This window comes from Lysobacter enzymogenes, from assembly GCF_017355525.1.
GTDB classification, from domain to species: domain Bacteria; phylum Pseudomonadota; class Gammaproteobacteria; order Xanthomonadales; family Xanthomonadaceae; genus Lysobacter; species Lysobacter enzymogenes_C.
Map to the genome: position 1 here is coordinate 5,547,858 of NZ_CP067395.1, position 13,182 is coordinate 5,561,039.

Sequence of the window (13,182 nt, forward strand, 5' to 3'; positions counted from 1 at the left end):
TGCATGGCCGGAGCGGCCCCGGCGCAGGCTCCTGCCGGCGCGTAATGCATGCATTCAGCAATTAACTAATTTGCTAAATCATTCTGCGCGGGTGCGGGCGGCGTCAAGCGGGCGCCGACGGGCGGTCGATGGAGGACGGGGGAGAAGGCAGGCGTTCGGACTCCCTCTCCCGCTTGCGGGAGAGGGCTGGGGTGAGGGCGCGCTTGCGCGGCCGCTGGTTCGGCAGCGCAGGAATGCAGTCAAGCGCGCGATGCAGATCGCGAAGCACGCGCAACAGCGCAGAACGGCGAGCCGCCGCTGGTGACCCGCCCCGCCTCGCGTCGGAACCGCCGCGGCCCCTCAGCCGTACTCGATCGCCAGCACTTCCACCGCGATGTCGCCGGCCGGCCGCTTCCACACCACGCTGTCGCCCACGCGCGCGCCGTGCAGCGCGCGCGCCAGCGGCGAGACCCAGCTGATCAGGCCGCGCTCGGGATCGGCCTCGTCCTCGCCGACGATGCGGTAGCGATACTCGCGCTCGTCGTCGTCGGACATCTCCACGCGCGCGCCGAACGCGACCCGGTCGGCGGGCTGGCGCTCGGGCGCGATCGTGATCGCGCCGAGAATGCGCGCCTGCAGCCAGCGGATCTCGCGCTGCACGTGCGCGCGCTCCAGGCGCGCGCCGACCGCCTCGCGCTCGACCGCGCGGTCCAGCGCCTGCAACTCCCGCCCGGCCTCGTTCAAGCGCGCGCGCAGCAGCATCATGCCGCGCGGGGTGACGTAGTTGGGGTGTTCGCTGATCGGCAGTTCCGGCAGCGCGCCGGGATCGGATTCGCCGTCGCCCTCCCTGACGAAGGCGCGGCTCATGCGGGGGCGGGCAAGACAGACATCGGCCGAAGGTAAGACAGCCAACGTTGTCACAAGGTGAGCGCGAACGGGTGCGCGCTTTGCCGGATTTGCCGGCTGGCCGATTCAGCCGACGAAGTCGTACAGGCGGTAGATCCACGACAGCTGATACAGCAGGCCGGCGAGCGCGAAGGTCGCGTGGAAGCGCTCGTTGCGGGTGCGCATGGCAATCAGGCACAGCGCGAAGTAGGCGAGGTTGCGCAGCGGATATTCCAGGCCGAAGGCTTCGAAGTAGCGCTTGCCCTTGATCAGGGTGTCGCCGAAGTCGATCGCGTACGACAGCGCCATGATTCCGAACAGCCAATGCCGGCGCGAATAGAAGTAATCGCGCCAATCCTGGTAGTCGCGGATGTCGTCGGGGAACAGCAGCGTGCACAGCACGAACAGCACCACCACGTAGCCGATCAGGAACGAGAACGCGAGGAAGCTCCAGCGTTCGACGTGGATGAGGCTGAACTCCCACCACCAACCGAAGCCGCGTCGCCCTGCCGCCGCCGCCGAAGCCCTAAAACCCCGAGCCCTAAAACCCAAACCCCGCAGGCCCCCGCACCTCCGGCGCCCGAACCCAGAGTCCCAACACCAGCCGAACCTGCGATCATGGCGCATGGATTCCAACACCCCCGCGGCCCCCGCCGCCCCGGCCGCGGCCGGTTTCGACACCCTTTCCCTCAGCCCGGCCCTGCTCCAGGGCGTGGCCGCGCTCGGCTACACCGCCATGACCCCGGTGCAGGCGCGCGCGCTGCCGGCGATCCTCGACGGCCGCGACGTGCTCGCCCAGGCCCCGACCGGCAGCGGCAAGACCGCGGCGTTCGGCCTGGGCCTGCTGCACCGGCTCGACCCGGCGGCGATCCGCACCCAGGCGCTGGTGCTGTGCCCGACCCGCGAGCTGGCCGATCAGGTCGGCCAGCAGCTGCGCAAGCTCGCCTTCGCCGTCGCCAACCTCAAGGTCTCGGTGCTGTGCGGCGGCATGCCGCTGGGGCCGCAGTTGGCTTCGCTGGAACACCCGCCGCACGTCGCCGTCGGCACGCCGGGGCGCCTGCAGGAACTGCTGCGCCACGGCGCGCTGAAGCTCGACGGCCTGCGCACGCTGGTGTTCGACGAAGCCGACCGGATGTTCGACATGGGCTTCGAGGACGCGGTGCGCGAGATCGTGCGCAAGACGCCGAAGACCCGCCAGGGCCTGCTGTTCTCGGCCACCTTCCCCGATGCGATCCGCGAGCTGGGCCGCAACGCCTTGCGCGATCCGGTCGAGGTCACGGTCGAGGGCGGCGCTTCGGCGCCGCGCATCGAACAGTATTTCTACGAAGTCGAAGCCGGGCGCAAGACGCCGCTGCTCGGCGCGCTGTTGCTCGAATACCGGCCCGAGTCGTGTGTGGTGTTCTGCAACATGCGCAAGGACACCGAGGAAGTGGTCGGTTCGCTCGAACACTACGGCTTCACCGCGCTGGCCCTGCACGGCGAGATGGAGCAGCGCGACCGCGACGAAGTGCTGGTGCGCTTCGCCAACCGCAGCTGCAACGTGCTGGTCGCCAGCGACGTGGCCGCGCGCGGGCTCGACGTGGAAGACCTCGGCGCGGTGGTGAACTACGACCTGCCGACCGATCCGGACGTGTACGTGCACCGCATCGGCCGCACCGGCCGCGCCGGCCGCGGCGGCGTCGCGCTGAGCCTGTGCGGCCCGCGCGAGAACGCGCGCGCCGAGCAGATCGCCGAACGCATGGGCGCGCCGCTGCAATGGCGCAGCGCCCAGCCGCTCGGCGGCAAGGCCCGCAATGCGCCGGCCGCGCCGATGGCGACCTTGCGCATCGACGCCGGCAAGACCGACAAGCTGCGCCCGGGCGACATCCTCGGCGCGCTGACCGGCGAGGCCGGGCTCAAGGCCGAGGCGGTCGGCAAGATCAACGTGTTCGCCACGCGCTCGTACGTCGCCGTCGCGCGCGGGCAGGCCGCCGCGGCGCTGGCGCGGTTGCGCGAGGGCAAGATCAAGGGGCGCAAGTTCCGGGTCAACCGGTTGTAAGCCGGTGGCGGGGCGGCGGGCGACTGCTGCCGGCCGTGGCGGTGGTTCGGCCGCGGCGGTGCGCGCGGGTCGTTGCGGTGGAGTCGGGGGTGGGCTTTCGGCGTAGTCGCAGCGTCGCGGTCGCGACTCGCGTCGCTCCTACAGGGCGTGCCGGTGGCTGCGATGTCGACTCGCGATTGCGCGCTGGTGGTTGGGGGCGGTGTCGGGGATGGGCTTTCGACGTAGTCGCAGCGTCGCAGTCGCGACTTGCGTCGCTCCTACAGGGCGAGCCCGCGGCTGCGATGTCCGACTGTAGGAGCGACGCGAGTCGCGACCGCGACACCACGCTTGCGACGTCACCCGCCGCAACGCTGAGCATCATTTGCCGTAGAGCGAATACCGGCCCGGCCCCAGCAGCGCGACCGCCGCGGCCGTCGCCAGGAACATCGCCTGCAATTCGATCGCCCAGCCGCCCTGTTCGTTGAGCTGGCCGAGCTGGCCGAGGTGGACCAGCGCCAGCGCCACCAGCATGTTGCCGGCCACCAGCACCGCGCCGATGCGCGCATGCCAGCCCAGGATCAGCAGCGCCGGGCCGAGCACTTCGCCGAGCAGCACGCCGTAGCCGAGGAAGCCGGGCAGCCCGTGCGATTCGACCATGCCGACGATGCCCGCGGTGCCGCCGCGCAGCTTGGCGATGCCGTGCATCAGGATCAGCGCGCCCAGGCTCAGGCGCAGGATCAGTTTGCCCAGGTCGGAACAGCGCTCGGCGTTCATGGCGGCTCGCTTCGATGAAGGTGGCCGTCAGGATCGCGCCGCAGCGGCGCAGGCGCTGTGAAGCCGTGGCCGATGCGCCGGCGCGGATGCTGGAAGGGACTTCAGTCCCGATGCTCTTGTCGCAGAGCGCGGCGCCTTGAGCGGAAGGCGTCGGGACTCAAGTCCCTCCCACAGTCGTGCGGGAAGCGTCGGGCGCAGAACCTCAAGACCGAAGTCTCTCCCACCGCTGTGCGCAAAGCGCCGGGACTGAAATCCCTCGCACGGCCGCGCGCAACGCATCGGGACCGAGGCCCCTCCCGCAACAGCGGTCCGCCAGGGGCCGTTGCGGGAGGGGAGTTGCTTCGAAGCCTTCGACTGCGGACCCGCTGCCTCAGCGCAGCGCCCGCAACGTCACCGTCAGCGTATCCGGATCGCCCGAACGCGCCGCGCCGCTGAAATCCGGGCCGCCGCTGGCGGTGACGTCGTCGTACGGGAAGGCGTAGCCGCGGTTGTCCGGCAGCCGTTCGTGCACCAGCCGCGCGTAGTGGTTGGTCTGGGCGTTGCGGTAGAAGCGGCTGGCGACTTCGCCGTTGGGCTGGTTGGCGTTGTCGAGCAGGGTGGTGCGGTTCAGCGCCGCGGCCAGGCGCGGGATGATCGCCTTGCGCACCTCGCTGGCGCCGCCGAGGCTGAAGGGCCCGCTGTCGCAGCTGAGCACGTCGGCGGTGCTCGGCTTGGCGAAGGCTTCGCCGTTGTTGAAGCGCAGCAGATTGTCGCCGCCCACGCGCGCGGTCAGCACGCCGAAGCCGGATTGGGTGTCGACGGTCAGCGTGGTGTTGCGGTACTTGTTCCAGCACGCGTCGATGTAGCCGGTCAGGTAGTTCTGGAAGCGCGCGGCCTGGTAGTGCGCGCTCATCGCGCGCAGGTTGCGTCCGTCCGGGCCGCGCTGGATCAGCGAATTCCAGGCCGAACCTTCCTGCGTGGCCTGCTGTTGCAGCGAATAGCAGATCGGATCCAGCGACGCCGCCGGCAGCCCCGGAATGGTCTCCACGCGTCCGGACAGCGAGCGCAGCGACAGCCCCAGCGGCGCGGCGACGAAGTCGACGTAGCTGATGTTGGAGAACAGCTCGTACTCGTTGAAGGTGAACTCGGCGAAGGTCCAGTTCTTGTTGAAGTTGGTGTCGCTGGTGTTGAGGAAGCTGGGGTGCACCACCGCCGGGCCCGGATTGACGTAGAAGTTCAGCTTGCTGCCGGTGACCAGGTAGATGCGCGCGCCGTACATGCGCGGTACCGAGACCCGCACGGTCGTGCCGTTGGCGCCGAGCGGAATCGCGCAGTCCGCGCCCAGCGGCGTCACCGGCGCGGACGGCGAGGGCGGGTAATAGGCGCTGCCGTCGGCGCGCACGAACACCGGCCGGCCGTTGTCGAAACCGGTGACGTAGGCGTAGGCGGTGTTCTGGCCGGACGCGTTGAGCAGGGCGAGGTTGAAGCGCGCCGGGGTGGCGGCGAGGGCGTTGCGCGGCAGCAGCGGTACGGCGAGCGCGGCGGCGCTGGCGCCGAGGAAGGTGCGGCGGGTGACCATCGTTGCGGCTCCTGGTGAGGCAAGCGCGACGGCGGAGTAGGCGCGCGCTCGGCGCGACGAAGCCGGTGGGCTTGCGTGGACGGACTTGCGTGGACGGATGCGGGCGCGGCGCGCCCACGGTCCGCACCTTGTCCTGTGGTTGACAGCGCTGTCAGTGATCGCGGCCGCAGATCGCCGCGCCGCATGCCCGCGCGGCGGCGGCCGGAACGCGGGAAAGCGATTACCGTCGAAACTGAATGCGCATGGCGGTTTACCGCATCTGCCGGCTTGCCCCGCGCATGGGTCGGCCTCCGCCAAAAGTGGGTTCAGCCGCGCGCCCGGTTGCGCGATCATCGGCGGTCTTGTCGCGGCCGGCCGGAGATGCCGGCGGCGACTGGCCCCCAATGCAATCAGGAACGCGGCGCCGCGGCGCCGCGCAGCGCAGGACGAACCGCCGATGCCAGCCGCCCCGATCCTTTCCTTCCGCCGCCTGCGCGCAAGCTGCGTGCGCGCGCTCGCCGCGGCGCTGCTGGCGGCGCCGCTGGCCGCCGCGGCCGCGCCGCAGGCCGGGCCGGCCGCCGCAACCGCTGCGCCGGCCGCGCGCGCCGGGGCCAATCTCGACGTGCTGCACTACACCGCGCGGATCGAGCCGGACATCGTCGCCAAGACCCTGCGCGGCCAGGTCTCGATCCGCCTGGCCCTGCGCGCCGACGGCGCCCAGCACCTGGAGTTCGACGCCGGCGATCTGGAGATCGACAAGGTCTCCGAGCACGGCCGCGCGCTGGCCTTCGACAAGAGCGAGCAGCGCCTGCGCGTGCGCCTGCCCAAGCCGGGCAAGTTCGGCGAGCGCCACGAGATCGACATCGCCTACCGCGGCGCGCCGCGCTACGGCCTGGAGTTCCATCCCGACCGCAGCGAGGTCTACACGATCTTCTCGACCAGCCAGTGGCTGGTGTGCATCGACGCGCCGTCCGAACGCGCCAGCTTCGACCTGACCCTGACCGTGCCCAGCGGCCTCAAGGCCGCCGGCAACGGCCGGCTGGTGTCGAAGTCGGCGCTCGGCGGGCGCCGCGATTCCTATCGCTGGCGCCAGGACCAGCCGATGCCGAGCTACGTCTACGGCTTCGCCGCCGGCCGCTACAACGAGGCCGGCGGCAACGGCGAGAACGGCGAGCTGCGCTTCCTGTCGGCCGACCTGCAGAGCGCGCAGCTGCGCCAGGTGTTCGCCGACACCGCCGACATGATGCGGTTCTTCGGCCGCCGCGCCGGCATCCGCTACCGCGGCCCCTACACCCAGGTGCTGGTCGCCAAGACCATCGGCCAGGAGCTCGACGGCATCGGCCTGCTGTCGGAGGCCTACGGCCGCGAGGTGCTGGAAAAGCCCGAAGCGCAGGGCCTGATCGCGCACGAGCTGGCGCACCAGTGGTGGGGCAACATGGTCACCAACCTCGATTGGGGCCAGTTCTGGCTCAACGAGGGCTTCGCCAACTTCATGACCGCGGCTTACCTGCAGCACCGCTACGGCGAGGACGCGTATCGCGAGCGGGTCGAGGCCTGGAAGAAGCGGGTCGACAAGCTGCGCGAGAGCGGCAAGGACCACGCCCTGGTCTATGCGGTCTGGAACAAGCCCAGCGCCGACGACCGCGCGGTGGTCTACCAGAAGGGCGCCTACGTCCTGCACCTGCTGCGCGAGGAGGTCGGCGAGCGCGCGTTCTGGCGCGGCGTGCGCACCTACACCCGCGCCTACTACGGGCATTCGGTGACCAGCGCGGACTTGCGCAAGGTGATGGAGCGCGCCAGCGGCCGCGACCTGTCGGCGTTCTTCGCGCGCTGGGTCGACGGCGCCGAGCCGGCGAAGACCGAAGCCGCGGCCAAGAGCGAGGCGGCGAAGTAAGACCGGCGGGCGAGGACGGATCGCGCGCGAGCGTATACGCGTAGCGGCGCGCGCGCGGCCGCGCGTCGGCGCAACCGGACCGCGCGCCGCGGCCGCGCCGGCCCGCCTTGCGGCGGCGCGCGGCGCTACGCCGCGCACGTCGCGCGTCCGACCGCCGTCGCCGCAACCGCCGGTCCGCGGTCACGCTTCCGACTTCACATTTCCGGGTCCGACGCTGTGCGCGAACGGTCGTCTTGGCTTTAGGCTAGGGGATCGCCCCGCCCAGCCACCGCAAGGACCCCGCCATGACCCAGCCTCGCTTCGCCCCCCGCCACGCCCGTCCGCGCCGCGCACCGCTGTACCGTGCGCTCGGCTGCGCCCTGTGGCTCGGCGGCAGCCTGTTCGCCGGCAGCGCGTTCGCCCAGGAAGCGGCGCAGCCGACGGCGCAGGAGGCCAGCGAAACGCGGACCCTGGGAACCGTATCGGTGCTCGGCTCGCGCCGCGCCCAGCGTTCGTCCGACACCACCTCGATCTCGCCGGTCGACGTGCTGCCGATGGCCAAGAACACCGAAGAAGGCGCGCAGTTCGACCTCGCCCAGTCGCTGCAATACGCCGCGCCCTCGTTCAACTCGACCCGCCAGAGCGGCGCCGACGGCGCCGACCTGGTCGACTCGGCCGCGCTGCGCGGCCTGGGTTCGGACCAGACCCTGGTGCTGGTCAACGGCAAGCGCCACCACACCACCGCGCTGCTGAACCTGTTCGGCGCGCGCAACCGCGGCAACACCGGCACCGACCTCAACACGATTCCGCTGATGGCGATCGACAGCGTCGAGATCCTGCGCGACGGCGCCGCCGCGCAGTACGGCTCCGACGCCATCGCCGGGGTCATGAACATCTCGCTGAAGAAGCGCAAGGGCTGCGAGGCCGTCGCCGGCTACGGCCAGTACTCCAAGGGCGACGGCGAAAACTGGCTGGCCAGCGCGTATTGCGGCTTCGGCCTCGGCAGCGACGGCACCCTCGGCATCACCGGCGAATGGCAGGACCGCGGCCGTTCCGACCGCTCCGAGCCGGCCGGCAGCCCGCGCATCATCGGCGACTCCAAGGTCAAGAACCAAACCCTGTTCCTCAACGGCGACAAGCCGCTGACCGAGAACGTCGACCTGTACTTCACCCTCGGCGTGCAGCAGCGCGACGCTTCTTCGGCCGCGTTCGCGCGCGACGGCATCGGTTCGGAAGACATCCCCTCGCGCAATTCCGCGGCGATGTACCCGAACGGCTTCGTGCCGTTCATCGACGGCGACATCGACGACCGCTTCGGCATCCTCGGCGCGCGCTGGGCGATGGGCGAGTGGAACGCCGACCTGTCCTACACCTACGGCTACAGCAAGCTGCGCTATACGATCAACAACACCCTCAACGCCTCGCTGGCGAATCTCGACCTGCTCAACGGCGGCAAGGGCATCAGCCCGCGCAGCTTCGACGCGGGCGGGTTCTCGTTCGAACAGAACACGATCAACTTCGACGTCAACCGGTTCTACGACCACATCTTCCGCGGCCTCAACGTCGCGTTCGGCCTGGAGCGCCGCGACGAGCGCTACAAGATCTTCGCCGGCGAGCCGGGTTCCTACCTCGACTACGACGGCGACTCCGACGGCGGCAACGCCGGCAGCCAGGGCTTCCCGGGCTTCCGCCCCAGCGACGCCGGCGGCCACAGCCGCGACAGCTGGGCCGCGTACGCCGACGTCGAAGCCGACTTCACCGAGCGCTTCACCGCCGGCGTGGCGGTGCGCTACGAGGACTACAGCGACTTCGGCAACACCACCACCGGCAAGCTCGCCGCCGGTTTCCGCGCCACCGACACACTGATGTTCCGCGCCTCGGCCAGCACCGGTTTCCGCGCGCCGTCGCTGCAGCAGAAGTACTTCTCCTCGACCATCACCGACTTCGTCAACGGCGAGCCGGTCGACGTGGTCATCGCGCCCAACGGCGGCGCCCTGGCCAACCTGGCCGGGCTGCCGGCGCTGACCAACGAGAAGTCGCACAACTACACCCTCGGCCTGACCTGGTCGCCGACCGCCGACACCTCGCTGACGCTCGACGCCTACCGCATCGACATCGACGACCGCATCGTGCTCAGCGGCCGCTTCGGCGACGACGATCCGGTCATCGGCACCGCCTTGCGCGCGCTGCAGGTCGGCCAGGCGCAGTTCTTCGTCAACTCGGTCGACACCCGCACCGAAGGCCTTGACTTCACCTTCAACAACCAACGCGAACTCGGCAACGACTTCAAGCTCGGCACCTTCTTCGCCTTGAACCTCAACCGCACCAAGGTCCGCGCGATCCACGCGCCGCCGTCGCTGGTCGGGCGCGAGGACGTGCTGTTGTCCGAACGCGAGCGGCTGTTCATCGAGCAGGGCGCGCCGCGGTCGAAGGCGGTGCTCGGCTTCGACCTCAGCCGCGGCGCGTGGGAAGGCAACATCAAGGCGATCTACTTCGGCCCGCAGACGCTCGGCACCTTCTCCGGCACCGCCGCGGGCGTGCCGAACGCGCGCTACAAGGCCAAGGCCTCGGCCGACCTCAGCGTGACCTACGCCTTCAGCGACAACACCAAGCTGACCGTCGGCGGCTCCAACCTCCTCAACGTCAAGCCGACCCGGCAGGACCCGAACGAGACCGACAACGGCCACATCTTCGACAGCGTGCAGTTCGGCTTGAACGGCGCAGCGTATTTCGTGCGTCTTTGGCATAAGTTCTGATCGGCGCCAGGGGTAGGATCGGGCCATGCACGAGGACCTGATCGCCCACCTGCACGACCTGTCCGCCGGCTTCGGCGCGCTCGACGCGCGCCGGATGTTCGGCGGGCACGGCGTGTACCGCGACGGCACCATGATCGGATTGCTGTCGGACGAAACGCTTTATCTGAAGACCGACGAACAGACCCTGCCGCGGTTCCGGGCGGCGGGGTGTTCGCCTTTCCTGTACGCGCGGCGCGGCGAGACTGTGCCGACCAGTTACTGGACGGTGCCGGAAGAAGCGATGGAGTCGCCGCAGGAGATGCGGCCGTGGCTGGAGTTGGCGTGGGAGGCGGCGGCGCGCAAGGCGGCGAAGAAGCGGCCGGCGAAGAAGCGCGCGGCCAAGAAGGTCGCGAAGAAAAAGCCGTCGCGCTGATGTGAGCATCCGACTGTAGGAGCGGCGCGAGCCGCGACCGCGACAATGCAACTACGCCGCAACCTTCGCCGTAGTTGCGTTGTCGCGGTCGCGGCTCGCGCCGCTCCTGCAGGTAGTGAACCGGTTATTCCTTTTCCGTGGCCAGCAGCCAATCCAGAAACGCCCGCGCCGCCGGCCGCAGCCGCCGGTGCGCCGGATAGATCGCGTAGTACTGCCAGCGCGCCGTCATCTTCGGCCCCGGCAGCCGGATCAGCTGGCCCGAGCGCAGGTACGGCACCACGATCTGCTCGCGCGCGAGCGCCGCGCCGAGACCGTGCGCGGCGGCCATCAGCGCGTCGGTGGTGTCGCTGAAGGTGTAGCGCTCCTCGAGCTTGCGCCCGTGCACGCCGGCGGCGCGGAACCAGTCGTGCCAGCCCTGGCGGGCGTGGTCGGCGATCAGCGGCAGCTCGGCGATCTGCGCCGGTTCGACGATGGCGTCGACGCCGGGCGTGCGCGGCGAAGTCACCGGAAACAGCGCGTCGTCCATCAGCCAGTGCGAGGTCAGCCCGGGCCAGTGGCCGGCGCCGTGGCGGATGCCGAGGTCGGGGCCGCCGTCGTCGAAGCGGGCCAGCGCGATTTCGGTATCGACGCTGAGCTGGATGTGCGGATGCGCGCGGGTGAACTCGGGCAGGCGCGGCAGCAGCCAGGTGTAGGCCAGCGAGTGCAGGGTGGTGATGCGGACCCGGTCGCGCTCCTCGCGCGCCAGGCGCAGGCTGCGCAGCACGCCGTCGACGTCGGCCAGCGCGGTGCCGGCGGCATCGGCCAACTGGCGGCCCTGCGCGGTCAGCGCGACCCCGCGCGCATGGCGCTGGAACAAGCTCACCCCGAGCCGGCTTTCCAGCTTGCGCACGTGGTGGCTGACCGCGCTGGCGGTGAGGTGCAGTTCCTCGGCGGCGTGGGCGAAGTTCTGGTGGCGCGCCGCCGCCTCGAACGCCGCCAGGGCCGGAAGCCAGTCCGCTCGCAGGGCCATCGGAGCCTCAAGTGAAATTTGTGGCTGGGTGCCAAAGTATGCGCTTGCGTCGGGTTCCGGGCCAGTCAGAATAGGCGCCAGGGAAAAGCCAGATTGTCGTCGCAGCCCGCGAAGACCCGCCTTCCGACATCCGCGCATGAGCCTCATCGACCTGCTTGCGACCTCCGCCGAACTGCCTGCCGCGTGGCGTTCGACCGTGGTCGGCCGCTTCGGCGGCGCCAACTTCAAACTGTTGCGCATGGACGCCGGCGCCTACGAGGAAGAAACCCACGACTTCGCCGAAGGCCTGTTGGTGCTCGACGGCGCGATGCGCCTGAGCGTCGGCGGCGAGATCGTCGAGGTCGGCGCGGGGCAGCTTTACGTGGTGCCCGCCGGCGTGCCGCACGCGGTGGCGCCGGGCAGCGGCGGCACCTTGGCGATTCTGGACGTCTGAGCGCGCTGCCGCGGCGCGCGCTTCGTTTCGGTCCGGGCCGAAGCGATGCGCGGTGGAGTCGGGCGAAACTGATCGGGCGAGCCGGGTGGGCAGGCGTTCGATCCGGGCGAGTTCGATTCGAGCGCGTTGGATTGGGACGCGTTGTGTTGGAGCGCGTTGTGTTGGGGCGCGTTGGATTGGAGCAGGCGCGACCGGAGCGGAACCGATCGATGCGCGGTGGATCGATGCATGCCCGATCGAAGCGGCGCTCGATCCAGGCGCGCTCGATTAAAGCCGCCCCGATCCAAGCGCAACCGAATCCGCCCTGCGCGGATCCCTGTCCGAATCCGGATATCCGCGCGCCGGATGCGCGCGGATATTGCCATCGAACCGGGGCATTTCCGGCCCAGGTTCGCCGATAGTCCGCGCAACGGCGCCCGCCGCCGTCGCGCCGGCCGCGCCGCCGCGAGGCGGGCGCGGCCGTACTTCCCCCGCCAGCGGCCGCAGCGCGCGGCCGCCGTTCCAGAGGATCTTGCGCATGCGTTCCCCCGAACTCGCCGCCACCGTGACGCCCAACGCCTCCGCCTCCGCGCCCGCCCCGGCCGCCGCCGATTCCGCCCGCGCCGGCTGGCGCACGCCGCTGGAACTGACCGTGCTCGGCGCGATCTGGGGCGGCTCGTTCCTGTTCATGCGCGTGGCCGCCAAGGACTTCGGCGCGCTGCCGCTGGTGGAGATGCGCCTGGGCCTCGGCGCGCTGATCCTGTTGCCGTTCCTGTGGAAAGCGCGCGACTCGTTCCGCGGCGCCAAGATCTGGGCCAAGCTGGCCTTGATCGGCGTGATCAATTCGGCGGTGCCGTTCGCGCTGTTCGCCTGGGCCGCGCAGCGCGCGCCGGCCGGAGTCGGCGCGATCACCAATTCGATGGCGGTGCTGTTCACCGCGCTGGTCGGCTTCCTGTTCTTCGGCGAGAAGATCGGCGCGCAGCGCGCGGTCGCGCTGCTGGCCGGTTTCGCCGGCGTGGTGGTGCTGGCCAGCGGCAAGACCGCCGGCGCCAGCATCGGCTGGGCGGTCGCGGCGGGTTGCGCGGCCGCGTTCCTGTACGGCATCGGCGCCAACCTGGTGCGGCGCCAGCTGACCGGCCTGCCGGCCGCGGCGGTCGCTGCGGCGACGCTGGGCAGCTCGGCGCTGCTGACCCTGCCGTTCGCGATCGCCTCCTGGCCCGATCACGCGATTCCGGCCAAGTCGTGGCTGTCGGCGAGCATGCTCGGCGTGCTCTGCACCGGCATCGCCTTCGTCATGTACTACCGGCTGATCCAGCGCATCGGCGCCGGCCGCGCGGTCGCGGTGACCTACCTGGTGCCGCTGTTCGGCGTGGCCTGGGGCTGGATGCTGCTCGGCGAGCCGCTGACGCTCACGATGCTGATCGCGGGGGCGCTGATTTTGGGCAGCGTGGCGATGAGTCAGCGCGCGGCGAAGTAAGGCGATGCCGCCGGCCGTTTCCGCTTCTGCAGGAACGACAGGCGAGAGCCG

Annotated in this window: 12 protein-coding genes; 6 read left to right on the top strand and 6 right to left on the bottom strand. The window is 70.5% G+C overall.

All coding sequences use genetic code 11. The annotated features are described in order from the left end of the window. Nucleotides 1–339 precede the first annotated feature (339 nt). Nucleotides 340–846 carry a GreA/GreB family elongation factor gene (locus JHW38_RS23435; protein WP_242691065.1) on the bottom strand — a complete coding sequence of 169 codons (507 nt, stop codon included), beginning with the start codon at nucleotides 844–846 and terminating at the stop codon, nucleotides 340–342. Between the two features lie 105 nt (nucleotides 847–951). Then, nucleotides 952–1,416, bottom strand: a complete 465-nt coding sequence (locus tag JHW38_RS23440; RefSeq protein ID WP_207523681.1) for a hypothetical protein — start codon at nucleotides 1,414–1,416, stop codon at nucleotides 952–954. Nucleotides 1,417–1,489: 73 nt separating this feature from the next. Between JHW38_RS23440 and dbpA the strand changes: the two genes are divergently transcribed. Next, the gene (gene dbpA / locus JHW38_RS23445; protein ID WP_207523682.1) at nucleotides 1,490–2,902 is read left to right on the top strand and encodes an ATP-dependent RNA helicase DbpA; all 1,413 of its coding nucleotides are present in this window, start codon (nucleotides 1,490–1,492) and stop codon (nucleotides 2,900–2,902) included. A 357-nt stretch (nucleotides 2,903–3,259) separates the two neighbouring features. On the opposite strand, the gene JHW38_RS23450 is transcribed toward dbpA, so the two are convergent. Together JHW38_RS23450 and JHW38_RS23455 are read right to left on the bottom strand one after the other, a co-directional pair. Next, nucleotides 3,260–3,655 (bottom strand): DoxX family protein, encoded by a 396-nt coding sequence (locus tag JHW38_RS23450; RefSeq protein ID WP_207523683.1) that lies wholly within the window; start codon nucleotides 3,653–3,655, stop codon nucleotides 3,260–3,262. 370 nt (nucleotides 3,656–4,025) lie between these two features. Continuing rightward, on the bottom strand, nucleotides 4,026–5,213 hold the full coding sequence (locus JHW38_RS23455) for a glycoside hydrolase family 64 protein (RefSeq protein WP_207523684.1): 1,188 nt from the start codon (nucleotides 5,211–5,213) through the stop codon (nucleotides 4,026–4,028). A 436-nt stretch (nucleotides 5,214–5,649) separates the two neighbouring features. On the opposite strand from JHW38_RS23455, the gene JHW38_RS23460 reads away from it, so the two are divergent. The 3 genes from JHW38_RS23460 to JHW38_RS23470 all read left to right on the top strand — a co-directional run bounded on the left by JHW38_RS23460 (nucleotide 5,650) and on the right by JHW38_RS23470 (nucleotide 10,233). Beyond that, complete coding sequence (locus tag JHW38_RS23460) at nucleotides 5,650–7,086, top strand: M1 family metallopeptidase (protein WP_242691067.1); 1,437 nt, start codon at nucleotides 5,650–5,652, stop codon at nucleotides 7,084–7,086. Between the two features lie 284 nt (nucleotides 7,087–7,370). Beyond that, nucleotides 7,371–9,821 carry a TonB-dependent receptor plug domain-containing protein gene (locus tag JHW38_RS23465; RefSeq protein WP_207523685.1) on the top strand — a complete coding sequence of 817 codons (2,451 nt, stop codon included), beginning with the start codon at nucleotides 7,371–7,373 and terminating at the stop codon, nucleotides 9,819–9,821. 25 nt (nucleotides 9,822–9,846) lie between these two features. Then, entirely contained in the window at nucleotides 9,847–10,233 is a 387-nt protein-coding gene (locus tag JHW38_RS23470) for a TfoX/Sxy family protein (protein WP_207523686.1), read from the top strand. Nucleotides 10,234–10,357: 124 nt separating this feature from the next. Here JHW38_RS23470 and JHW38_RS23475 read toward each other — a convergent pair whose 3' ends face one another. Then, nucleotides 10,358–11,242: a LysR substrate-binding domain-containing protein gene (locus JHW38_RS23475; protein WP_207523687.1), complete on the bottom strand. Its 885-nt coding sequence runs from the start codon at nucleotides 11,240–11,242 to the stop codon at nucleotides 10,358–10,360. A 136-nt stretch (nucleotides 11,243–11,378) separates the two neighbouring features. On the opposite strand from JHW38_RS23475, the gene JHW38_RS23480 reads away from it, so the two are divergent. After that, nucleotides 11,379–11,675 carry a cupin domain-containing protein gene (locus tag JHW38_RS23480; protein ID WP_207523688.1) on the top strand — a complete coding sequence of 99 codons (297 nt, stop codon included), beginning with the start codon at nucleotides 11,379–11,381 and terminating at the stop codon, nucleotides 11,673–11,675. A 267-nt stretch (nucleotides 11,676–11,942) separates the two neighbouring features. Here the strand turns inward: JHW38_RS23480 and JHW38_RS23485 are convergent, their stop codons facing one another. Then, a complete protein-coding gene (locus tag JHW38_RS23485) occupies nucleotides 11,943–12,194 on the bottom strand; it encodes a hypothetical protein (RefSeq protein ID WP_207523689.1) in 252 nt (83 codons plus the stop codon). On the opposite strand from JHW38_RS23485, the gene JHW38_RS23490 reads away from it, so the two are divergent. Further along, nucleotides 12,193–13,131: a DMT family transporter gene (locus JHW38_RS23490; RefSeq protein ID WP_207523690.1), complete on the top strand. Its 939-nt coding sequence runs from the start codon at nucleotides 12,193–12,195 to the stop codon at nucleotides 13,129–13,131. The two genes, JHW38_RS23485 and JHW38_RS23490, sit on opposite strands and share 2 nt — an antisense overlap. Nucleotides 13,132–13,182: the final 51 nt, after the last annotated feature.